24 protein-coding genes are annotated in these 21,848 nt (G+C 68.4%); 18 read left to right on the forward strand and 6 right to left on the reverse strand.

Annotation, left to right across the window (positions count from 1 at the left end; translation table 11 throughout):
- The first annotated feature begins 4 nt into the window (after nt 1-4).
- The 11 genes from ccmA (at nt 5) to BO221_RS28150 (ending at nt 9,630) form a co-directional block, all read left to right on the forward strand.
- On the forward strand, nt 5-667 hold the full coding sequence (ccmA, locus tag BO221_RS28105; protein ID WP_073563584.1) for a heme ABC exporter ATP-binding protein CcmA: 663 nt from the start codon (nt 5-7) through the stop codon (nt 665-667).
- Nucleotides 664-1,359, forward strand: coding sequence for a heme exporter protein CcmB (locus BO221_RS28110; RefSeq protein WP_043408698.1), 696 nt, complete (start codon nt 664-666; stop codon nt 1,357-1,359). Before ccmA ends, BO221_RS28110 begins: the two co-directional genes overlap by 4 nt.
- 143 nt (nt 1,360-1,502) lie before the next feature.
- Entirely contained in the window at nt 1,503-2,186 is a 684-nt protein-coding gene (gene ccsA / locus BO221_RS28115) for a cytochrome c biogenesis protein CcsA (RefSeq protein ID WP_073563747.1), read from the forward strand.
- Nucleotides 2,186-2,362 carry a hypothetical protein gene (locus BO221_RS55525; RefSeq protein ID WP_198956195.1) on the forward strand — a complete coding sequence of 59 codons (177 nt, stop codon included), beginning with the start codon at nt 2,186-2,188 and terminating at the stop codon, nt 2,360-2,362. Before ccsA ends, BO221_RS55525 begins: the two co-directional genes overlap by 1 nt.
- Before the next feature lie 3 nt (nt 2,363-2,365).
- Entirely contained in the window at nt 2,366-2,854 is a 489-nt protein-coding gene (locus tag BO221_RS28120; RefSeq protein ID WP_073563585.1) for a cytochrome c maturation protein CcmE, read from the forward strand.
- Complete coding sequence (locus BO221_RS28125) at nt 2,851-4,884, forward strand: heme lyase CcmF/NrfE family subunit (RefSeq protein WP_073563586.1); 2,034 nt, start codon at nt 2,851-2,853, stop codon at nt 4,882-4,884. The genes BO221_RS28120 and BO221_RS28125 overlap by 4 nt, the downstream gene beginning before the upstream one ends.
- Entirely contained in the window at nt 4,881-5,420 is a 540-nt protein-coding gene (locus tag BO221_RS28130) for a redoxin domain-containing protein (RefSeq protein ID WP_073563587.1), read from the forward strand. Before BO221_RS28125 ends, BO221_RS28130 begins: the two co-directional genes overlap by 4 nt.
- A gap of 446 nt (nt 5,421-5,866) precedes the next feature.
- A complete protein-coding gene (locus BO221_RS28135; protein WP_073563588.1) occupies nt 5,867-6,877 on the forward strand; it encodes a hypothetical protein in 1,011 nt (336 codons plus the stop codon).
- Nucleotides 6,878-6,925: 48 nt separating this feature from the next.
- Complete coding sequence (locus BO221_RS28140) at nt 6,926-7,597, forward strand: hypothetical protein (RefSeq protein WP_083681434.1); 672 nt, start codon at nt 6,926-6,928, stop codon at nt 7,595-7,597.
- A 73-nt stretch (nt 7,598-7,670) separates the two neighbouring features.
- Complete coding sequence (locus BO221_RS28145; protein WP_073563589.1) at nt 7,671-8,768, forward strand: hypothetical protein; 1,098 nt, start codon at nt 7,671-7,673, stop codon at nt 8,766-8,768.
- Nucleotides 8,769-8,790: 22 nt separating this feature from the next.
- Nucleotides 8,791-9,630 (forward strand): GNAT family N-acetyltransferase, encoded by an 840-nt coding sequence (locus BO221_RS28150; RefSeq protein ID WP_073563590.1) that lies wholly within the window; start codon nt 8,791-8,793, stop codon nt 9,628-9,630.
- A gap of 9 nt (nt 9,631-9,639) precedes the next feature.
- Here the strand turns inward: BO221_RS28150 and BO221_RS28155 are convergent, their stop codons facing one another.
- Nucleotides 9,640-9,936, reverse strand: coding sequence for a hypothetical protein (locus BO221_RS28155; protein ID WP_073563591.1), 297 nt, complete (start codon nt 9,934-9,936; stop codon nt 9,640-9,642).
- 100 nt (nt 9,937-10,036) lie between these two features.
- Entirely contained in the window at nt 10,037-11,095 is a 1,059-nt protein-coding gene (locus BO221_RS28160; RefSeq protein WP_143195718.1) for a P1 family peptidase, read from the reverse strand.
- 48 nt (nt 11,096-11,143) lie between these two features.
- Between BO221_RS28160 and BO221_RS28165 the strand changes: the two genes are divergently transcribed.
- A complete protein-coding gene (locus BO221_RS28165; RefSeq protein WP_073563593.1) occupies nt 11,144-12,148 on the forward strand; it encodes an NADP-dependent oxidoreductase in 1,005 nt (334 codons plus the stop codon).
- Between the two features lies 1 nt (nt 12,149).
- Here the strand turns inward: BO221_RS28165 and BO221_RS28170 are convergent, their stop codons facing one another.
- A complete protein-coding gene (locus BO221_RS28170) occupies nt 12,150-13,106 on the reverse strand; it encodes a Vps62-related protein (protein WP_143195719.1) in 957 nt (318 codons plus the stop codon).
- An 80-nt stretch (nt 13,107-13,186) separates the two neighbouring features.
- Nucleotides 13,187-14,539 (reverse strand): argininosuccinate synthase, encoded by a 1,353-nt coding sequence (argG, locus tag BO221_RS28175; RefSeq protein WP_073563595.1) that lies wholly within the window; start codon nt 14,537-14,539, stop codon nt 13,187-13,189.
- A 67-nt stretch (nt 14,540-14,606) separates the two neighbouring features.
- Here argG and BO221_RS28180 point away from each other — a divergent pair, with 67 nt between their 5' ends.
- The 6 genes from BO221_RS28180 to BO221_RS28205 all read left to right on the forward strand — a co-directional run bounded on the left by BO221_RS28180 (nt 14,607) and on the right by BO221_RS28205 (nt 20,799).
- Nucleotides 14,607-15,212 (forward strand): hypothetical protein, encoded by a 606-nt coding sequence (locus BO221_RS28180; protein WP_143195720.1) that lies wholly within the window; start codon nt 14,607-14,609, stop codon nt 15,210-15,212.
- Nucleotides 15,209-15,607, forward strand: coding sequence for a hypothetical protein (locus BO221_RS28185; RefSeq protein WP_143195721.1), 399 nt, complete (start codon nt 15,209-15,211; stop codon nt 15,605-15,607). Before BO221_RS28180 ends, BO221_RS28185 begins: the two co-directional genes overlap by 4 nt.
- 106 nt (nt 15,608-15,713) lie before the next feature.
- Entirely contained in the window at nt 15,714-17,369 is a 1,656-nt protein-coding gene (gene hutU / locus BO221_RS28190) for a urocanate hydratase (RefSeq protein WP_073563598.1), read from the forward strand.
- An 8-nt stretch (nt 17,370-17,377) separates the two neighbouring features.
- Nucleotides 17,378-18,643, forward strand: coding sequence for an imidazolonepropionase (gene hutI / locus BO221_RS28195; RefSeq protein ID WP_073563599.1), 1,266 nt, complete (start codon nt 17,378-17,380; stop codon nt 18,641-18,643).
- Nucleotides 18,644-18,714: 71 nt separating this feature from the next.
- The gene (locus tag BO221_RS28200) at nt 18,715-19,554 is read left to right on the forward strand and encodes a class II glutamine amidotransferase (protein WP_073563600.1); all 840 of its coding nucleotides are present in this window, start codon (nt 18,715-18,717) and stop codon (nt 19,552-19,554) included.
- Nucleotides 19,555-19,635: 81 nt separating this feature from the next.
- On the forward strand, nt 19,636-20,799 hold the full coding sequence (locus BO221_RS28205) for a hypothetical protein (RefSeq protein ID WP_073563601.1): 1,164 nt from the start codon (nt 19,636-19,638) through the stop codon (nt 20,797-20,799).
- A gap of 48 nt (nt 20,800-20,847) precedes the next feature.
- On the opposite strand, the gene BO221_RS28210 is transcribed toward BO221_RS28205, so the two are convergent.
- Together BO221_RS28210 and BO221_RS28215 are read right to left on the reverse strand one after the other, a co-directional pair.
- On the reverse strand, nt 20,848-21,195 hold the full coding sequence (locus BO221_RS28210; RefSeq protein ID WP_073563602.1) for a hypothetical protein: 348 nt from the start codon (nt 21,193-21,195) through the stop codon (nt 20,848-20,850).
- Nucleotides 21,196-21,386: 191 nt separating this feature from the next.
- Nucleotides 21,387-21,812, reverse strand: coding sequence for a hypothetical protein (locus BO221_RS28215; protein ID WP_073563603.1), 426 nt, complete (start codon nt 21,810-21,812; stop codon nt 21,387-21,389).
- Between the last annotated feature and the right edge of the window lie 36 nt (nt 21,813-21,848).

Raw genomic sequence — 21,848 nt, forward strand, 5'->3', positions numbered from 1 at the left:
GCCGATGGAAGCCCGCTCCGCGCCGCCCCCCGCGCTCGCCCTTCATGACGTCAGCAAGCGGTATGGACGCCGCTGGGCCCTCGCGCGTCTCAGCTACTCCCTCCCCCAGGGCCGTTCCCTGCTGCTCACGGGACACAACGGCTCGGGGAAGACGACCCTGTTGCGCCTGGTGGCCACGGCGCTCTCCCCCACTCATGGCCGGGTCGAGGTGCGCGGCAACGACTGCGTGACCCAGCGCGACATGGTGCGCCGCGAGGTGGCCCTGCTGTCGCACGCGAGCTTCCTCTATGAGGATCTGACGGCCCACCAGAACCTGGTGGTGCTGGCGCGGCTGCTCGGCATGGACGCTCCGGCGGACGTGGCCGGGGAGCTGCTCGTGAAGGTGGGGCTGACGAAGCGCTCGGACAGCCCGGTGCGCCAGTTCTCCGCGGGCATGCGCAAGCGCCTGGCCATCGCCCGGCTGTTGATGAAGGCCCCCGCGGTGGCGCTGTTGGACGAGCCCTTTGGCGAGCTGGACCCGGCCGGCATCGAGGCCATGGAGAAGATCATCCGCGAGCTGAAGGACTCGGGCGTCACCGTGGTGTTGGCCACCCACCTCATCGAGCAGGGCATGGCCCTGTGCGAGGAGCGCCTGCACCTGCAGGAAGGCCGGGCGGTGGCGGCATGAGGGGCGCGCGACCCATCTCCCTGCTGAAGACGGTGGGGGTGCTGCTGGCGAAGGATCTGCTGATCGAATGGCGGACCCGGGCGCGCCTCAACGCGCTCATCTTCTTCGCGCTGGCCACGCTGCTGCTCTTCTCCTTCGCGGTGGGGCCGGACACGAAGGTGCTGGCGCGCAACGCGGGCGGCTACCTGTGGCTGGCGCTGTTGTTCGCCAGCGTGCTCGCCCTGGGCGAGTCCTTCCGGGTGGAGCAGGAGAACCTCACGCTGGACGGGCTGCGGCTGGCCCCGGCGGACGCGCGCGCCATCTTCCTGTCCAAGGCGATGGGCAACGCCCTGCTGTTGATGCTGCTCGGCGCCCTGCTCATCCCGGTGATGGTGGCCCTCTACGGGGTGACCGTGACCATGGGCCTGGGCTCGTTCGCCGCCACGGTGACGCTCGGCTGCATGGCCATCAGCGCGCCGGGCACGGTGTATTCGGCCATCGCCAGCAACGCGCGGGCAAGAGACGTGCTGCTCCCGCTGTTGCTGTTCCCGCTCATCATTCCCGCGCTGCTCGCCGCCGCGAAGGCGACATCGCTCGTTTTGCAGGGCGACCCGATGAATCAGTTGGGCTCATGGTACGGGCTACTCATCGGTTTCAATCTGATTTATTGGGGGCTGGGCTTCCTCCTGTTCCCCCGGGTCATCGAGGATTAGAGGTCATGAGCGATCTCCTGAAGACGGTGCTGCAAGTAGGCTCGGCGGTGGCGGCGCTCGCGTCGGTGGGCCTGGGCGTCTGGCTGGGCGTGAAGTGGGCGCCTCCCCGCTCGCGGGTCAACGGGCGTCCGGTGCTGCTGGGCATGACGGCGCTGGGGCTGGCGCTGCTCGCGCTGGGCAACTGGATGGGCCTGGTGTGGACGCCGTCCGAGCGGGAGATGGGCGACGTCTACCGCATCATCTATGTCCACGTGCCGGCCATGTGGATGGCGATGCTGGTGCTGGTGCTGAACTTCGCCTGCTGCGTGGGCTACCTGCTGCAGTCGAGCTGGAAGACGGACGCGCTGGCGGAGGCCTCGGCGGAGGTGGGCCTGCTCTTCGGTACCTATGGCCTGGTGCTGGGCGCCATCTGGGGCAAGCCCACCTGGGGCACGTACTGGGACTGGGATCCGCGGCTCACGGCCATGGCCATCATGCTGGTGACGTACGTGGCCTACATGGCGCTGCGCCGCTTCGTGGAGGATCCGGAGAAGCGGGCGGTGTGGAGCTCCGTGGTGGGCATCATCTCGTTCGTCAACCTGCCCATCGTGTGGTTCTCCGTGAAGTGGTGGCGCAGCCTGCACCAGATTCAGTCCACCCCGAAGACGGTGGACCCGGACATGACGCTGGCGCTGCGCGTCAACGCGTGGGCGAGCCTCATCCTCCTCACCCTGTTCCTGCTGCACCGCTACCGCACCGCCCTGGCCACGCGTGAGGCGGAGGTGGCGATGCCCGAGGCGCTCCCCACGGACGTGCCCGGCCCCAACCGCGCTTCGGAGGTCGCCTGATGATCACCGCACTGAATCTGTCCCCGCTGCTCGCCCAGGTGGGCTCGGGCCGCATCCAGGGTGGCTGGGAGTACATCTGGGCCGCCTACATCATCGCCTGGGCATCGCTGTCGCTGTACGCCCTGTCCCTCTGGCTGCGCCGTCCCGGCCAGGCCTCCCACGACTCGAAGGAGTGAGCCATGACGCAGCAGACGCGTAACCGTGTCATCGCCGTGGTGTCCCTGTTGGTGGCCGGTGCGGGCCTGTCCCTGGTGGCCTTTGGCAACATCGGGGAGAACCTCGTCTATTACTGGAGGCCCTCGGAGATGGTGGCCCAGGGCGAGAAGGCCTACGGCCCCACCATCCGCCTGGGCGGGCAGGTGCAGCCGGGCAGCATCCAGTGGAACGAGCAGCACACCACCCTGCACTTCCGCGTCATGGACGACGAGCAGCCCGGCGCGGCGGCGGTGCTGGTGCGCACCACCGAGGTGCCGCCGCAGATGTTCCGCGAGCGCATCGGCGTGGTGGTGGAGGGCACGTTCGACAAGTCCCAGGTCTTCGAGGGCAGCCGGTTGATGGTGAACCACTCCAACGAGTACCGGGCGCCCAAGACGGATGATGACGTGAAGAAGATGTTCGAGGAGATGCAGAAGCAGGAAGCCACCACGGCCGCGGCGAGGACTCCGTGAACAGCACGTTGGGATACGGGCTGGTGCTCGCCGGGCTCGCGTTCGCGAGCTTCGGGGCGCTGGTGGGACTGGTGGGCGGGATGCGCCGCGACGACGCGGCCTTCCCCTGGGTGATGCGCTGCGTGTGGGGCTTCTTCCTCTGCATGCTGGGCGCCAACGTGGTGATGGAGTGGGCGCTGCTCACCAACGACTTCAGCGTCGCGTACGTGGCGCAGGTCGGCAGCCGGGCGACGCCCACGGTCTACAAGATCGTCTCGCTGTGGAGCGCGCTCGAGGGCTCCATCCTCTTCTGGGGCGTCATCATGGGCGGCTACGTGCTGGCCTTCGCCCTGGTGCACCGCAACGAGCACGGGCGCTACATGTCCCTGGCGCTGGGCACCATGCTGGCGGTGGGTGTCTTCTTCACCTTCCTGATCGCCGGGCCGGCCAACCCGTTCCACACGGTGTCGCCGGTGCCCACGGACGGTCCGGGTCCCAACGCGCTGCTGCAGAACCACTACCTGATGATCATCCACCCGCCCATGCTGTACCTGGGCTACGTGGGCATGACGGTGCCCTTCGGCATCGCCGTGGCGGCGCTGCTGCGCGGGCAGATGGGTGACGCGTGGATGGCCCCGCTGCGCCGCTGGACGCTGGTGGCGTGGCTGTTCCTCTCGGTGGGCATCATCCTGGGCTCGTGGTGGGCGTACGCGGTGCTCGGCTGGGGCGGCTACTGGGCGTGGGATCCCGTGGAGAACGCGTCCTTCCTGCCGTGGCTGACGGCCACCGCGTTCATGCACTCCACGCTGGTGCACGAGCGCAAGAAGATGCTGAAGCTGTGGACGCTGAGCCTGGTGCTGGGCAGCTTCGTGCTGACCATCCTGGGCACGTTCATGACCCGGAGCGGCATCTTCAACTCGGTGCACAGCTTCACGCAGTCGGACATCGGCCCCACGTTCCTGGTGTTCATCGCGGTGCTGATGTTCGTGTGCATCGCGCTGCTGTCCGTGCGCGGGCATCTGCTGGTGGCCGAGAGCGACATCAAGTCCATGCTGTCGCGCGAGACCACGATCCTGGTGAACAACCTGGTGTTCGTGGCCATCACCTTCACGGTGCTGCTGGGGACGCTCTACCCGCTCATCTCCGAGGCCTTGCGCGGCATCCGGGTGAGCGTGGGCGAGCCGTACTTCAACAAGATGGCGGTGCCCGGCGGGGTGATGGTGCTGTTCCTGATGGGCGTGGGCCCGATGCTGCCGTGGGGCAGCGCGGATCCGAAGCTGGTGCGCGAGCGCTTCTGGGTGCCGGCGGCGGTGGGCGCGGCCATCGTGGGCGCGTGCCTGCTGGCGGGCCTGCGGGGTTTCTACCCGCTGCTGACGTTCGGGCTGGCGGGCTTCGTCACCGTCATCACCCTGCGCGAGCTGGCGCTGCCGGTGAAGGTGCGGATGAGCGAGAAGAACGAGGGCTTCGTCACGGCGCTCCTGGGCAGCGCGGCGAAGGCCCGGCGGCGCTTCGGCGGCTACATCGTGCACCTGGGGATCGTGATGATCTTCGTGTCGGTGGCGGCCTCCTCCGCGTTCGTGACGCACACCTCGGGCACGGTGCGCATCGGTGAGACGCTGAAGATTGGCGGCTACCAGGTGAAGTACCTGGGGCTCACCAGCGGCCAGGAGCCGCACCGCTCCTTCGTGGCCACGCGGGTGCAGGTGACGGCGCCCAACGGGGACGTCAGCGAGATGGCGCCCCGGATGAACTACTACGAGCGCATGACGGATCCGGTGGGAACGCCGGCCGTGCGCGAGACGGCGAAGGAAGACCTGTACGTGTCGCTGATGGCCTTCTCCGAGGACCGGGGCACGGCGAGCTTCAACGCGTGGATCTTCCCGCTGGTGGGGTGGATCTGGTGGAGCATTCCGCTGCTGGTATTGGGCACGTTGATCGCGGTGTGGCCGGCGCGGCGGGCCCGGGCGGCGGCGCAGGAGCAGGAGCAGACCCCGGCGGCGGGGGCCTCGCCCGAGCCGAACGTGGGCATCCATCCGGGAGGTGCGGCATGAACTGGCGCCTGACAGTGGGCTTCGTGGTGCTGTGCCTGGGGTTGCTGGCGGTGCTGGCCAGGGGCTTCGGCAGCAATCCGCGCGAGGTGCCCTTCATGCTGAAGGGCCAGCCGGCGCCAGCGTTCACGCTGAAGGCGCTGGACAGCGGAACGCGGGTGACGTCGGAGCAGCTCAAGGGCCGTCCGATGGTCATCAACTTCTGGGCGTCGTGGTGCGGGCCCTGCAAGATGGAGCACCCGGTGCTGGAGTGGGGCGCGCGGGAGTTCGGCGGACAGGCGCAGTTCCTGGGCGTCGTGTTCGAGGACACCGAGGACAACGCGAAGCAGTTCCTGTCGCGGATGGGCGCGAGCTTCCCGCAGCTGATCGATCAGAACTCCGGCGTGGCCGTGGCGTACGGAGTGGCGGGTGTGCCGGAGACGTACTTCATCGACGCACAGGGCATCATCCGGGGCAAGCATGTGGGCCCGATCGATCCCGAGTCGATGGCGCAGTGGATGCGCGAGCTGTCGTCGAGCGCCGCCAGCGCGAAGCAGTAACGAAGCACTCACCCCAAGAGGACACATCTCCCCTCTCCCCCCGGGAGAGGGTCGGGGTGAGGGTGCCAAAGACCCCAGGTTGAACCCGGTGAGCAATTCCCGCGGAAAACCGGCACCATCCGTGACGCAATGGTTCAGGGGCAATGAAGCGCATTGCGTTGGCCCCGGAGTCATACCGGCACGGTGGCAGGAACTTCCGAGGTGGCTGCAGGAATCCGCGCGGTCACGCCACACCCGGAGATCCTGGTCACGAATGACACAGGGGTCATGAATGACCGCCAACGGTTAGCCGGATTGCACGGGCTTTCCCCGTGCTCGAACGTCAGGTCCCAGAAATTTCGCAGCCACTTGCGCGATCCAGCCCCCGTGCGAAGCGGGCACGAGGCTTGCCCTATAGCAATCCGAGAGTCGCGGTGACGCCACTCGAGAGCTCCGGGGTGACTGCCATGAAGAGACTGTTCGCGCTGAGTGTTCTGGTGATGGCCTGCGGTGGCGGAAGCGAGCTGCCGGAGCCGGCGCTGACGACGGAGCAGACGGAGCAGGAAATCCAGCTCGAGGCCACGGAGGGAGAGAGGGGCGTCTCCCACGGCGTTCGAGGCGCGACCTTCTGTGATTACAAGCTCTACCCCACGCTCCCGGTGGATCTGGCCCCGGCGATCATCGAGCGGGACCGGATGTACATGTCGGCCCGGCCGGGCGTCCTCTTCAAGTACCTGCCGCTGCGCCTTCCGACGGCCACGGATCCGCACCTCTACAGCGGTGGGCGCTACCTGCTGGACACGGTGAAGCACGCCGAGGAGTACGCCTGGTGGGCGCCCAACGAGTACCGGTTGGATGGCGTCGTGTTCAAGGATCGGTCCTACTTCGCCAGCACCGAGTGCACGGCCTACAGCGTCATCGGCCTGAAGGACTTCAAGGATCTGCGCAACCGGCAGCACGTGGTCCGGACCGAGCGCTTCTCTCTGCCCAAGGGCAATCACCGCGGCTATCTCGAGTCGCGCTGGAAGGATCTGGTGTCCGAGGCGAAGGCGCGCGGGCTGGCCAGCGTGTGGCTCGTCTACAACCCGGAGAAGCGGTTGGCGGCCATCGTGTACACGATGGAGCGCGTGGGCCCGGTGACCCCTGGCGTTCCGGACTTCGCGAGCGCCTCGGCGCTGGAGTCCGCCCCCTCCCTGGGCGCGAACCTCGCGCGGCGTGGCTGGGAGAAGACGCAGGACGTGACCCACTTCGTCTGGGGCCTCTGGTTCCGGTTCGCCCCGGGTGACCGCGGGCAGCCCACCCTCTGGCCGAACGCCTTCGCCCTGCCGACGCCCTTCTCCGGGGACGGGCTGTGCCTGGTGAGCGCGGGCGAGAACCACAAGAACAGCCCCTCGGACTGCCCCCCGCGCTGCGGCAACGCCATCGCGGATCGCGGCGAGACGTCGGTGAACTGCCCGAGTGACGTGCGCGATATCTGACAGTAGCCCCTGCTTCCCTCTCTCGTCGCAGCCTGAAAGGTGACCACCATGCACAGCCAGCTCAATCCCAACCCGGGGCGTCCCGCGTTGGACCTCAAGCAGGAGACCAAGTTGACGACTCCTCGGAATCAGATTGCTCCCGGGCAGTTCCAGGTGTTGGGCGCGAACCTGCAGATCGTCATCGACGGGTTCGGCTCGTTCACGCTCATCGCCAACAAGATCCTCCTCGAGGAGGGCCTGGGCGCCGATGACGGCACCGGAGCGGTGAAGTTCGAGCCGAGCGCCTGGTATCCGCTGGAGCGCTGGCTGAAGACGCTGGAGCGGATCGGCAACGAGTTCGGCCACGTGCTGCTGTTCCAGTCGGGCATGACCACGCCGAAGAACGCCGTCTTCCCGCCCACGGTGACGGACATCCACAGCGGCCTGAAGTGCATCGACGTCGCGTACCACATGAACCACGCCGTGCGCCGCGAGTCCATGTTCAGCCCCGACACGGGCGAGATGCGCGAGGGAATCGGCCACTACAACTACTCGCACACGCCGGGGAAGAACCTCATCACCATGGAGAGCACGACGCCCTACCCGTGCGATTTCGACCGGGGCATCATCATCGCCATGGCGCAGCGGTTCCAGCCCTCCGCCACCATCCTCCATGACGCCGCCCGGCCCTGCCGCAAGCGCGGAGGAGCCAGCTGCGCCTACCACGTCGCCTGGAAGTAGGGCGCCGGGAAATCCGGTATACTCCGCGCGGCGCAACCCCAGGGCCCGGGGTGCTGCCGGAGGCCGTTTCCCGATGCGGTGCAAGCAGTGCGGAGAGGGCGCGAGGGACGAGACCCTGCGCTATTGCGAGAACTGTGGGGCGAAGATGCCCCCTCCCCCACCTCCCGGGACGATCCGCCGGACGAACACCGGCGTGAGCGCGATGGCGACGACGGGGCGTTCCCGGAGCACGGTGGCGGCGCGAGCCATCGTCCCCGCCCCGGACGAGGCCGAGGACACGGACCCGGGTCTGCACTCGCCAGGGCGTTCCAAGGCACCACCGTACGACGGGCCGGTGTGGCTGGCGCACGTGCCGGGACACTCGCCGAGCGTGGCGGGCGTGGGGCTGCTCGGCGTGGCGCTGGTGCTCTCCATCCTGCCCTTCTTCGCGGGAGTGGGTCCCTTCTGGTCGCTGGTGGTGGTGAGCGGCGGCTGGATGGTGGCGGCGCGCGAGCTGCGCGACGCCGGTGAGCGGCACCCGCTGGTGGACTGGGTTCCGGCCTCGTTGATGCGCCCGGTGGTGCCGGCACTGTTCGTGGTGGTGGTGGCGGCCCTGGCGCTCCGTATGCTGGGCCTTGGCGTCACGCCGCTGCTGTGGCTGGGAGGCGCGGCGCTGTTGGGCTACGACCAGTACCGCAAGGTGTACGTGGGACAGAACGGGTGGAACCGCCTCTTCGAGCCCCGCGCGTTGCTGCGGGGACTGGGCCCGGTGGCGCTCGGGGGCGTGGCGCTGTGCCTGCTGTCGCTGTTCCTCACCTGGGTGCCCACGGTGACGGCGCGGAGCTCGGGCCCGGTGCCGGAGGCGCCGCCGGAGCTGCACGTGGTGGACGCGCCGACGGCCTCGGAGGACTTCATCTACGGGCTCATCGAGGAGAGCTACGACAAGGGCTGGGACCAGTCCTTCTCCGTGGCCATGGAGCTGCTGCTGCTCGGGGTGCTGGCGTTGATGGCGCTGCGCCCGGAAGTGCCGGGGCCACACTGGCTGCGCTTCGCGCCCATCGGCGTGGTGGTGCTGGGACTCGTGTGGACGCTGGTGCATGGCGGGCTGCTGCTGGGGCCCGTGCTGTTCCTGGTGGGGCTGGCGGCCACGGGCTTCGCCTCGGTGTACGGCGCCTTCGCGCGAGAGGCCTGAGCCCCGTGGTATAGGCGGCCGCATGCGCATTCGGAGACTCACCCTGGATGACCTGCCCGCCTGTCTCGCGCTCGCCGTGAAGCGCGACTGGGCGCCGGAAGAGCTGAAGTGGCGGATGATCCTGGAGCTGGGGACTGGCTTCGGCGTGGACGCACCGGAAGGTGGACTCGCGGGCACGGTCCTCATCACGCCGTATGGGCGCGAGGCGGCGTCGATCGGGATGATGGTGGTGTCTCCCTCCCATGAGCGGCAGGGGCTCGGACGGCGCCTCATGGAGCAGGCGCTCGAGCACATCGGTCCCATCCCCACGCTCCTGTTCGCGACGGATCAGGGCCGGCCCCTCTACGAGAAACTGGGCTTCGTCCAGGTCGGCGAGGTGGTGAAGCATCTGGGGCGGCTCGCCCGGCAGCCCGAGGAAGTGGCCGTCGCGGACACGCGGGTGCGAGCGATGACCGGGGAGGAGCTGGACGCCGCCGCCACGCTGGACGCGGATGCCTTCGGGGCGCCCCGGCGGGAGTTGCTCCAGGCCCTGCACCGGATGGCGCACCGCGCGCTCGTGGCCGAGCGGGGCGGACACGTGGTGGGCTATGGCCTGGCGTGGCCCAATCTCGATTCGACGATGGTGGGTCCCCTCATCGCCCGGGAGGAGCCGATCGCCCGGAGCCTCCTGGCCGGACTGCTCCGAGGCCTCGAGGGCACCGTGCGGGTGGACATCCCCCCACGATTCACCGGGCTGAGCGAGTGGGTGGCGGGGCTCGGGCTCGAGCGGAACGTGCCTGCGCCCATGATGCAGCTCCACGGGACCCGGGCCCCGGGCAGGAGGGAGTACCTCCATGCCATCGCGGCCCAGGCCCTGGGGTGACGGACCTGCCTAGTGGGTCTGGTCCTCCTTCTTCGGGGCCGGGCAGGTCTTCTCACAGGACGCCTCGGCGGCGCGGAACTTCTCCGCACAGCGGTTCATGCACTTGCCGGCGGCCTCACGCGACGACGGATCGTTGCCGGGAACGGGACAGGCCTTCGCGCATGACTCCACCTCCGTGTTGGCCCTCGACATGCACGTGCCCCGGCAGTCCGCCGCGGGCTTCTTCTGCGCCGCCGCCGGCAGTGCCAACATCAACCCACCGGCCATCACCACGGCCCACCACGAAGCCTTCTTCACTCGATTCATGGCTCGCACCTCCTCCTGAAACGGTTCGCCCGGCCAGGATAGAAGGGGGCGCCGCCGCAGGGAAGCGGCCAGGTCGGGCTGGCGTCGGACCAGACTGGGACTACCGCGAACCCGCGCCAAACCGGGCCAGCAGCTCGTGCACGCGGTCCAGCGGAAGCGGTTCGACGGTGAGGCCCTGACCCGTCACCGCGGTGGCGGTGAACAGGGAGTTGTAGATGGCCTCCTCGGTGGCCTCGATGACGGCCTGGAAGAGCGGCGTCATGTCATCGTTCGGCAGCTCCGCGCTCCCGCCCCTCCGCGTGGAGAACGCCATCACGTAGTCGCCCGAGCCGTTGGACGCGTTGGAGCCCGTGCGCGCGAGCCCCATCAACGCACGAGCCGCCAGCCGCTGGAGGTTGCGGTGGAGCAGCGGTGCGTCGGTGGCGACGACGATGACGATGGAGCCATCCCCCCGCTCCTCCGCCACGTCCTTCTGGAAGGCGTAGCGTCCCAGCTCGATGCCCACGGGCACGCCGAGCACCTGCAGCACTCCACCGAAGTTGCTCTGCACCAGCACGCCCACCGAGTGCCCGCCGAGCGATGCGGGAAGCACCCGGGACGAAGTGCCAATGCCCGCCTTCCAGCCAAAGGCAATGGTGCCCGTGCCCGCGCCCACCGAGCCCTCGGGCACCGGGCCTCCGCTCGCGGAGTCGAGCGCCTGGCGGACGTGGGCCGCGGTGATGGAGCGCGAGCGGATATCGTTCAGACGGCCGTCGTTGGTCTCACCCACCACGGGATTGAGCGAGCGCACCTTGCCCATCCGGGGTTGCTCCAGCATCCAGTCCACCAGCACGTCCGCCACGCGCCACACGCTGAGTGTGCTGGTGAGCAGGATGGGTGTCTCCAGCTCGCCCAGTTCGTTCACCTGCGTCGAGCCGATCAGCTTGCCGAAGCCATTGCCGGTGACGACCGCGGCGGGCACGCGCTCGTGGAAGAGGTTGCCGGCGTGCGGGCGGATCGCCGTCACACCGGTGCGCACGGAGTCCCCATCGATGACGGTGCTATGCCCCACGAGCACGCCCGCCACGTCGGTGAGGGCATTGTGGGCACCGGGACGGAAGATTCCCGGCGCGACACCGAGCTCGCGAGCCCGTGCGGGAACATGAACGGAGGACGTCATGGCCCGAACATAGACGCGGGCACGAAAGAACCGCACCATGGGCCCACCATGCGCGCCTTCTTCATCCGCCGTTACGGAGGACCCGAGGTCCTCGAGCAGGGCGAGCTGCCCTCCCCTCCCCTGGGCCCTCGCGATGTCCGCATCGCCGTGCACGCGGCGAGCATCAACCCTGTGGACTGGAAGGTCCGTCAGGGCACGGCACGCATCCTCCTGCGGTACCGCTTCCCGCTCGTCCTCGGCAATGACTGCGCCGGCGAGGTGCTGGAGGTGGGGCCGGAGGTGAAGGCCTTCAAGCCGGGCGACGCGGTGTGGTCGCGTCTGGACAAGGATCGCCCTGGTGCCTTCGCCGAGGAGGTGGTGGCGCCCGAGAACGTCGTAGCCCTCAAGCCGTCCCGGCTGTCCTACGAGGAGGCCGCGTCCCTGCCCCTGGTGGGCCTCACCGCGTGGCAGGCGCTGGTGGACGTGGCGAAGCTCTCCCCCGGCCAGAAGGTGCTGGTGCACGCGGGCGCGGGAGGTGTGGGCTCGGTGGCAGTGCAGCTCGCCCGGCACCTCGGAGCGCGGGTGGTGGCCACCGCGAGCGCGAAGAACATGGAGCTGGTGAAGGGCTTCGGCGCGGACGAAGTGGTGGACTACCGCACCCAGCGCTTCGAGGACGTGGTGCGGGACGCGGACGTGGTGTTCGACACCGTGGGCGCGGACACCCAGTTGCGCAGCTTCAAGAGCGCGCGCAAGGGCGGCATCGTCGTCTCCATCACGGACCGCCCGGACATGGCCCTGGCCCGTTCCTGGGGCGTGTCTCCGGTGCTCTGGCCCGTCTTCGCGCTGGTGGGGGCACGCGCAACGTTCGCCGCGTGGCGGCACGGCGTGCGCTACACCTACCTCTTCATGAACCCGAACGGCGAACAGCTGCGCCAGCTCGGGGACCTGGTGGAGGCGGGCAAGCTCCGCCCCCACGTGGACAGGGTGTTCCCCTTCGACCAGACGCGCGAGGCCATCGCCCATGCCGAGTCGGGCCAGGCGCGCGGCAAGGTGGTGATACGGGTGCGCGGCTGACTCAGTAGTTGTTCCAGGCGCCCTGGAAGGACGGGCCCTGCGGGCCGCTCGTGGCGTCGAGCTCACCCACCTCGCCCCAGCGGCCTCCGTACTTGATGAAGTTCTGGCCGTTGCGGGGCGCGCCCTTCTCGCCCACGTTCACCCAGTTGGTCCACGTCTGCCACACCGGGCCGCCCTCGTAGGAGTGGTCATCGAAGCCCGACACCTCGGTGGGGTACGTGCCCGCGGTGGGGTAGCTCGCATGCGAGCCATCCGCCGAGTACACGATGGGGTGCGTCCCGTTCCACTTGAGCTGCGAGGCGCTGTAGCGATGGCCGCCGCTGTGCGCCGCGTACCACGCGGACTGGAAATTGCCGGCCGCGTCCGTGGACACGGTGATGTGCTCCCAGTCGGCCTCGTGGTTCACGGACGCGTAGGAGTCGTTGTACGGGTAGAAGAACCAGTACTGGATGTCGTAGCCGCCCGAGACGACCACGCTCTTCTTCGTGTGCACGTACACGCGCCACCCGGAGGACGTCGTGCCCTTGTGCACGTTGTCATCCGGCGGCTGGAGGAAGAACTCCTTCCGCGACGCGTTCGAGTAGTACACCGTGCTGGTGTGGGTGCAGAACGTGCCCTTCGTCTTGTGGGACTGGGTGGAGAGGTTGCTCTGCGTGGGCGTGGCCAGCGCGAGCACCTCGCAGTCCGGGCACCCCGAGTGATCGAAGCGCATGTGCACGCGCGCCAGGTACCAGTCCACATTGGCCGGCCGCGCCCAGTCGATGGAGTCCGGGGCCAGCCGAACCTCGGGCGCGAACTTCGCCGCGAGCTGGTCCTCGAAGGCATCGTCGATGCCATCCAGGTCCACGTCGGTGATCAGCGCATCCGCGCGCTCGCCTGGCGTGGCCTCTTCCTCGACGAGGGGGCCACACGAGGCGAGCGTCAGCGTGGAGAGCAGCAACAACCGTCCGGTTCGCATGGGGGAATCTCCTGACCGCCGGGGCTCATCCCCGGCTCGGGATTCCCATATTCACGCAAACCGAGAATTCTTGGGAGACCTCACTCCTTCTCGCCGTCGCCGAGCAACTGGGCGATGCCCGTGCCGGTGGGGGTGCCCTCGGAGAGGCTGCGAACGCTGGCGAGGTGGTGCAGGAGCAGGCCGCGGTTGTCGCCGACGGCGAGGTTCTGCATCTCCAGGGCGCCGATGCGGTCCTCCGGGGTGAAGGCGCTGGCGACCTTCTCCATGGAGAGCTTGTCCGGGTCGTAGGCCATGTGCACGGCCTGGGTGTCGAGCAGGGTGTAGTCGTCGCCGCGGCGCAGCTCGAGGGTGACACTGCCGGTGATGCTGGGAGCCACCCACCGGGTGAGCGAATCCTTGAGCAGGAGGGCCTCGGGGTCGAACCACTTGCCCTCGTAGAGGAAGCGGCCGAGGCGGCGGCCCAGGGAGAAGTAGAGGTCGGTGGTGGACTCGTTGTGGATGGCGGAGAGGAGGCGCTCGTAGACGATGTGGAGCAGCGCCATGCCAGGGGCCTCGTAGATGCCGCGGCTCTTGGCCTCGATGACGCGGTTCTCGAGCTGGTCGCTCATGCCCAGGCCGTGGCGCCCGCCGATGCGGTTGCACTCCAGGAAGAGTTCGAAGAGCGAGGGGAAGCGCTTGCCGTTGAGGGACACGGGCAGGCCCTGGGCGAACTCCACGGTGACGCGCTCGGGGCGGATGTCCACCTCGGGGCGCCAGTGGGCCACGCCCATGATGGGCTCCACGATGTTCATGCCCTTGTTGAGGTGCTCCAGATCCTTGGCCTCGTGCGTGGCGCCGAGCACGTTGGCGTCGGTGGAGTAGGCCTTCTCGGTGCCCATCTTGTAGGGCATGCCGATGGAGACGAGGAACTCGCTCATCTCCTTGCGGCCACCGAAGGCGTTGACGAACTCGGGATCCAACCAGGGCTTGTAGATGCGCAGCTCCGGGTTGACGAGGATGCCGTAGCGGTAGAAGCGCTGGATGTCGTTGCCCTTGTGGGTGCTGCCATCACCGAAGACGTTCACCGAGTCCTCGCGCATGGCGCGGACGATGGCGGTGGTGGTGACGGCGCGGCCCAGGGGCGTGGTGTTGAAGTACTTCTTGCCGCCGACGGAGAGGTGGAAGGCGCCGCACTGGATGGCGACGAGGCCCTCGCGCACCATGGCCTCGCGGCAGTCCACGAGCCGGGCCTGCTTCGCGCCGTGCGTCATGGCGATGGGCGGAATGTCGGCGGGGTTCTTCTCGTCGGGCTGGGCGAGATCGGCGGTGTAGGCGTACACCTCGAGACCCTTGCGGGACATCCACGCCACGGCGGCGCGGGTGTCGAGACCACCCGAGAAAGCGAGACCAATCCGGGTACCAGCGGGAGGAAGCGAACGATAGATGCGGCTCATGGCGCGGTGCGTGGTAGCACGGAACGGCCCGGACGTCCCGCGTCACGTGCATACAGGGTGGCTCGCCATGAAGGCCTCGATACCCGCCAGGGGAGGAACCATCACCATCCTCCTCGTCCTGCTCTGCCTGCTGCCTCCACGGGGACTGGCCTCGGCTCCAGCCGTGATGCCATCCCTCCCCACTCTCGTGCTCGGCAGCCCGCCCCTGCCTGGAGACGAGTCGATCCGGGCCCGGCTCAAGGCCTGCCTCCTCGCGGGGGACCTCGACTGCGTCGTCGACAAGTACCTGCTCCTCAAGGACATCGGCCGGGTACCAGGCTGGCTGGTGGCGTTCCAGAACGCCTTCGCGGTCGCCAACCAGAAGGCAGGCGAGTGCGTGAAGGTCGCGAAAACCATCCACGAGGGCTTGACCCGGCTCGGACAAAACCCGGAGTTCATGCGCTTTACCGTCAAAGGTCCCAGTGGATTGCTAGGCTTCGACGAGATTCAAAAAGGCGTGTTGACCAGGACCCATCAAATCTCGACTCAGGGGTACCATGTGGCCATCCGGCTCGGGGACAAGATCATTGATGCCTACACCGGCCCGGCGGGCTTGCACTTCCGTGAGTACATGGGCCGGCTCAGCACATCACCCGGATGCAAAGTCGTGGAAGAGGTAGTGCAGACCCCATGACCGGTAAACGAATCGTTAAAGAGGAGCCCATCCCCAAGGAATGGCGTGGGCGCCGGGTCGGGCTGATAGATGCGCTGCTCTATGCTCGTCAGCAGATCTTGATGAAGCGGGGTCTCTGGTTCGTCACGGGATGTGACACGGTCGACTCACTCCTCTCATTCATCCTCGGATGGGCCTCCAACACCCAATTCAACGGCGGAGAGGATCAGGAGTGGCAGGACTTCTTGGATTGGCTCCGCGATGTGAAACATGAGGCACCGCCCGAGGGCTGGCACGTGAAGTACCTCCGCGACTGCGACGGAGATCACGAGCGGGCGGCCCTCAAGTTCCTCGACTTCGCCGCGGAGTTCGTGGCCCTGCGGCGCAAGACGCCGGATTCTCAAGGGCCGGAGTGACCGCTCGCGGACCGCTGTTCCGCTGATGACGGGCATTCCGTCTTCTGTAGGGGAAACTCCGCAACTCGGACGCACATCCCCCCTCGGCTTCGGTTAGTGTCGGCGCATGTCCCGTACCATTCGAGCCCCCCGCGGAACCGCCCTGTCCTGCAAGGGCTGGGTCCAGGAAGCCGCCCTCCGCATGCTGATGAACAACCTGGACCCCGACGTGGCCGAGCGCCCCGAGGACCTGGTCGTCTACGGCGGCATCGGCAAGGCGGCCCGCGACTGGGCCTCGTTCGACCGCATCGTCGACGGCCTGCGCCGCCTCACCGACGAGGAGACCCTCCTCGTCCAGTCCGGCAAGCCCGTGGGCATCCTCCGCACCCACCCGGATGCTCCCCGCGTCCTCATCGCCAACTCCAACCTCGTGGGCCGCTGGGCCAACTGGGACCACTTCTTCGAGCTCGAGAAGAAGGGCCTCATGATGTACGGCCAGATGACCGCCGGCTCGTGGATCTACATCGGCACCCAGGGCATCCTCCAGGGCACCTACGAGACCTTCGCCCAGGCCGGCCGCGTCCACTTCGGCTCCGATGACCTCTCCGGCCGGCTCGTCCTCTCCGGCGGCCTCGGCGGCATGGGCGGCGCCCAGCCCCTCGCCGCCACCATGAACAACGCCGTCTTCCTCGGCGTGGAGATCGATCCCACCCGCGCCCAGCGCCGCGTGGAGACCCGCTACCTCGACGTCATCGCCAAGGACCTCGACGAGGCCATCTCCCTCGCCAGGGAGGCCCAGAAGCAGCGCGTGGGCCGCTCCATCGGCATCATCGGCAACGCCGCCCAGGTGTTCCGCGAGCTGTACCGCCGCGGCATCAAGCCGGATCTCGTCACCGACCAGACGAGCGCGCATGATCCGCTCAACGGCTACATCCCCGCGGACATGACCCTGGAGTCCGCCGCCGAGCTGCGCAAGCGCGACCCCAAGGCCTACGTCGAGAAGGCCCGCCAGTCCATGTCCATGCAGGTGGAGGCCATGCTGGACTTCGCGAAGGCCGGCAGCCACGTCTTCGACTACGGCAACAACATCCGCGCCCAGGCCCAGCTCGCCGGCCTGGAGAACGCCTTCGACTTCCCCGGCTTCGTCCCCGCCTACATCCGCCCCATGTTCTGCGAGGGCCTCGGGCCCTTCCGCTGGGTGGCGCTCTCGGGAGACCCCGAGGACATCCGCCGCACCGACGAGGCCGTGCTGGAGCTCTTCCCCGAGAAGGCGTCGCTGCGCCGCTGGCTCACCCTCGCGCGTGAGCGCATCGCCTTCCAGGGCCTGCCCGCGCGCATCTGCTGGCTGGGCTACGGCGAGCGCGCCAAGGCCGGCCTGCGCTTCAACGAGATGGTCCGCAAGGGCGAGGTGAAGGCCCCCATCGTCATCGGGCGCGATCACCTGGACTGCGGCTCGGTGGCCTCGCCCAACCGCGAGACGGAGTCCATGAAGGACGGCACGGACGCCGTGGCCGACTGGCCCATCCTCAACGCCCTGGTGAACGCGGTGAATGGCGCCTCCTGGGTGTCCTTCCACCACGGTGGCGGCGTGGGCATGGGCTACTCGCTGCACGCCGGCCAGGTCATTGTCGCCGACGGAACCCCCGAGGCCGCCCGCCGCATCGAGCGCGTGCTCACCTCGGATCCCGCCATGGGCGTGCTGCGCCACGCCGACGCCGGCTACCCGGATGCCGTCCAGGTCGCCCACGAGCGCGGCGTCCGCATCCCCGGCATCACCGAGTGACGTGACGCATGGAAACCCTGGAGCTGCTGATCCGCAACACCTCCGAGGTGCTCACCGTGGAGGGCTCCCACCAGGAGCCCGCCGAGCGCGCCCTCACCCCCCAGCCCAACGCCTGTGTCGGCGTGCGCCGGGGGAAGGTCTGGTACGTGGGCCCCGAGGGCAGTCTGCCCAAGGGCGCCGTGGGCCCCTCCACCCGGGTGCTGGATGCCCACGGCCAGTTCGTGGGCCCCGGCTTCGTGGATCCCCACACCCACGCCGTCTTCGCCGGTGAGCGCGCCGCGGAGTTCGATCTGCGCTGCCAGGGCGCCACCTACCTGCAGATCGCCCAGGCCGGCGGCGGCATCGCCAACACCGTGCGCGCCACCCGCTTCGCCAGCGAGGAGGATCTCATCCGGCTCGCCCTGCCCCGCCTCCAGCTCATGCTGGAGTACGGCATCACCACCGCCGAGGTGAAGAGCGGCTACGGCCTGTCCCTCCAGGACGAGCTGAAGATGCTCAAGGCGGTGCAGCGGCTCTCCACGCTCCAGCCCCTGGAGCTGATCCCCACGCTCATGTGCGCCCACGCCGTCCCCGAGGAGTACCGGGAGTGGCGCGAGGCCTACATGGATCTCTGCATCAAGGAGATCATCCCCGCCGTGGCCGAGCAGGGGCTGGCGCGCTTCTGCGACGTCTTCGTCGAGCAGGGCGCCTTCTCCCACACGGAGGCCCGGCGGATTGTCACGGCCGCCCAGAAGCTGGGGATGAAGCCCCGGCTGCACGTGGATCAGCTCACCTCGGGCGGAGGCGCCGAGCTGGCGGCCGAGCTGGGCGCCGCCACCGCGGACCACCTGGAGAACGTGAGCGACGCGGGCATCCGCGCCCTCGCCCAGGCCGGCGTCACCGCCGTCCTCGTGCCCACCTCCACCCTCTTCCTGCGCGTGCGGCCCTACGCCCCCGGGCGCAAGCTGCGCGACGCGGGCGTCAACGTGGCGCTCGGCACCAACCTCAATCCCGGCTCCGCCATGAGCGAGAACCTTCCCCTCTCCCTGGGGCTCGCCTGCCTGGAGAACGGGCTGACCGCCGCCGAGGCCTACTGGGCCGCCACCCGAGGAGCGGCCCTGGCACTTGGTTTGAACACATACGGCAGGATTACCGTGGGCGACCCGGCAAACCTTGTCGTCTTTTCGTGTTCAAACTATCGCCACCTGCCCTATCACCTGGGAATCAATCACGCGCGGATTGTCATTAAAGATGGCCACGTGGTGATAGAAAACGAGCGAGCCCTCTGTTCGTGACACCCAACGGACAGGAGTGGCATGGCGGGACTTCCCGTCAGGGCCGGCCGTTATAATCAGACAAGAAGACCATGTGCCGTCTCTTTGGCTTTCGCTCCTCTGTCCCCGCGGCTGTCCATCCTTCCCTCGTGACGGAGAAGAACTCCCTCGTGCAGCAGTCGAGGGAGCACAAGGATGGCTGGGGCATCGCGTCCTATGAAGAAGGTGTCCACCCGCTCGTCGCGCACGGGCTGGGACCGGCGTACTGCGACCCTGACTTCGAGCGGGTAAGCAGCCGGGTGTCCTCCCGGACGGTCGTCGCGCACCTGCGCCTGGCCTCGGTGGGCAAGGTGGAGAAGCGCAACGCGCACCCCTTCCTCCATGGCCGCTGGTGCTTCGTGCACAACGGCACGCTGAGGAACTTCGCGCGGCACCAGGCCGAGGTGGAGTCACTCATCCGCCCGGACCTGCTCGCGCACATCCAGGGCGCCACGGACTCCGAGCGCTGCTTCTATCTCTTCCTCACGCGGCTGGCGAAGCAGCAGGCGCTGGAGGGGCCTTCGTGCGTGGAGAAGGTGGCCTGCGCGCTGGCGGAGACGATGGGGCTGGTGTCCGCTATCACCGACGAGCCGGGAGAGCTGCGCTCGTCGATGAACTTCCTGGTGACGAACGGGGACGTGATGGTGGCCACGCGGCGCAACCGCACGCTCTTCCTGTCGGACACGGCGCCCGAGACGGGCCGGCGCCCGCACCGCGCGCACGCGGGAGCGCCCCAGCCGGGTACGCAGCTGGAGCAGTTCGTGCTCGCCAGCGAGCAGCTCTCGGGCGAGGACCACTGGCACCTCATCGACGAGGAGAACATCGTCGGCGTGGACAATGGCCTCGTGCTGCACCGCTGGAAGGTGCAGGATCTGTGCGCCCGGACACCCTGATTATCCGGAGTTGAATGAATCACGAGCTCGTCCGTCCTATGCTGGCTCCGGTATATCCGGAGCATCCGGCAGGAGCGGCGCATGAGCACGAGACGTACCCCGATCCCGGTCCACCTGCGGCTGCAGACACTCACCACCCTCATCGCGGTGCTGACGAGCGGGTGCCTCGGCCACTACTACGAGGTTCAGCGCACGGAGTTGGAGCGGCTCGTGCGCGAGCCTCCGCAGACGCGCGGCCAGCACGTGTATGCCGTGCAGCAGTTCACGACGGACTCGGAGCCTGAGTCGGCCGGGCCCTGGTATCCCCCTCAGGAGGGGCCGCCACCGTCGGGCTACTCGATGGGCCTGCACGGCTATTGGGTCCCCGACTTCTACATCGACTTCGGCGCGCCCTATTACGATCCGCCCGTCTACACGCGGTCCTCCGTCCACGATGCGTCGCCCGTCTCCGGTAACGTGGGTGGTGTCTCGGGTGGAAGCCCGTCCGGAGGCGGCTCGTCTGGAGGCGCCGGAAACATCGGCAACGTGGGCGAGGCCATCGTGGTGGTCATCGCCGTCGGGGTCGTGGTCGGCATCGCGCTCGCCGCCACCGAGGGTGCCCGCTACGAAGGCTCGGTGGCCGTGCATCCGCAGCACCCGGTGCACCTCTGGCACCGCCACGGAGGCCAGAGCACCGTCCGGCTCGATGAGCTCACCCCCGAGCACTTGAGGGATGTCGAGCGGGCCACGCTGTCGGGCCGCGAGGGCGCTGGCATGTGGCTGCGCGGGGCCGCGCCGCTCAATCGCAAGGGATTCTCGTACCAGTTCGGCGCCGGCGACGATCGGCTCGCGTTGCCCGGCGGGCAGAACCCGCGAAGCCTCGGTTTCCGCTTCGCACTCGGCTACTACCCCGTGAAGCAGTTCGGCCTGCTCACCGACACACGCCTGCAGACCGGAGACTTCAACGGCGGCAGCTTCTACAACGTGCGCCTCGGCCTGGAGGCCCAGTGGTACCCCATCAACGTGTGGCGCCTGCACCTGGGCCCCTTCGTCGGAGGTGGGCAGTCGTGGTCCGCCTCGGCGGGCGGGGCCCTGCCCACCACGAGTGGCGCGCGGCCCTATGTCTCCTTCGGCGCGCTCGCCGAGTTCGAGATCGCCACGCGCCTGGGGCTCACCTTCCGCTGGGGCCAGGACTGGCTGCCCACCGCCACCCCGAACACCCGCGACTTCATCAGCTCGTGGTCGGTGGGGCTCGCCGTCTACTGAGCGGTGGCCCGCCCATCCATGTGTGATGGGCGGGTGCCGCCGGGTGCGTCAGATGCAGCGGTACGACACGATGCACTTGTTGCTGTCGTAGACCGGCACGATCGTGCCGAACTCGCAGAAGCCGGGGCCCGGGGGCACCAGATCCGGGCACGTGCCGGGGGCGATGCCAGCGGGCTGCGTCTCGCAGCGGTACGACACGATGCACTTGCCGTCGTAGACCGGAACGATGGTGCCGAACTCGCAGAAGCCGGGGCCCGGGGGCACCAGCTGCGGGCACGTGACCGGGAGCTGCTGCGTGCCCGTGTCTTCCACGGTCTCGGTGACCGGCTCCTCTACGCCACAGCCCACCAGCGCCGCCCAGCAGAGCACCCCCGCGATGCGTCCAAGAAGCTTCATCGGCCTTTCCTCCATGTTCGAGGCCCGCCTATCGGGCGACGCGGCTTCTATACCCTTGAAGGATGACGGGCAATTCACGTTTGCAGGTGCTGTCGCGATTCCCGGGTCTACCCATGCTCCAGGTGGAGATCTCCCGGACGGGTAGAGACTGCGCGTCCAGGAGCGGCCTCAACGCATGGGGAAGAGGAACTTCACCGCGGCCCCAGACCGGGCTCGCCCCAGCGCTCCACGGTCGCGGTGACCGTCATGTCCCCGTCCACCTGGAAGGAGTGGCGAGGCACCGGTGCGCCCTCCGCGGAGAGCTCGGGGCGCCACGCTTCGTCCACCCAGAGCTCGAAGGAGATCTCCTCGCCCACCGGGAGGCGCACCGAGCCCGTGTAGTGCGACTCCTGGCGGCGCAGATTGAATCCCGGAGCCGCACCGCCTCCGAGCGACGGATTCGAGCCCACCACGGTGACGACCACGTTGGACGGGGTGTCCGCGGGGACTGTCACATCGAATGTGACGGTGGCGTGGGGATAGGACGGAGGCGGCGGCTCGAAGGCGCCACACCCCGCGAGCACCACGCTGATGAGAGGGACGAGCAGGAACCACTTCACGGTGTGGGAGAGGTTCATGGGCCCCAGGATAGACCCGGAGGGAACCTGGGGGGA

The sequence above is a fragment of the Archangium sp. Cb G35 genome (assembly GCF_001896145.1).
GTDB classification, from domain to species: Bacteria; Myxococcota; Myxococcia; order Myxococcales; family Myxococcaceae; genus Archangium; species Archangium violaceum.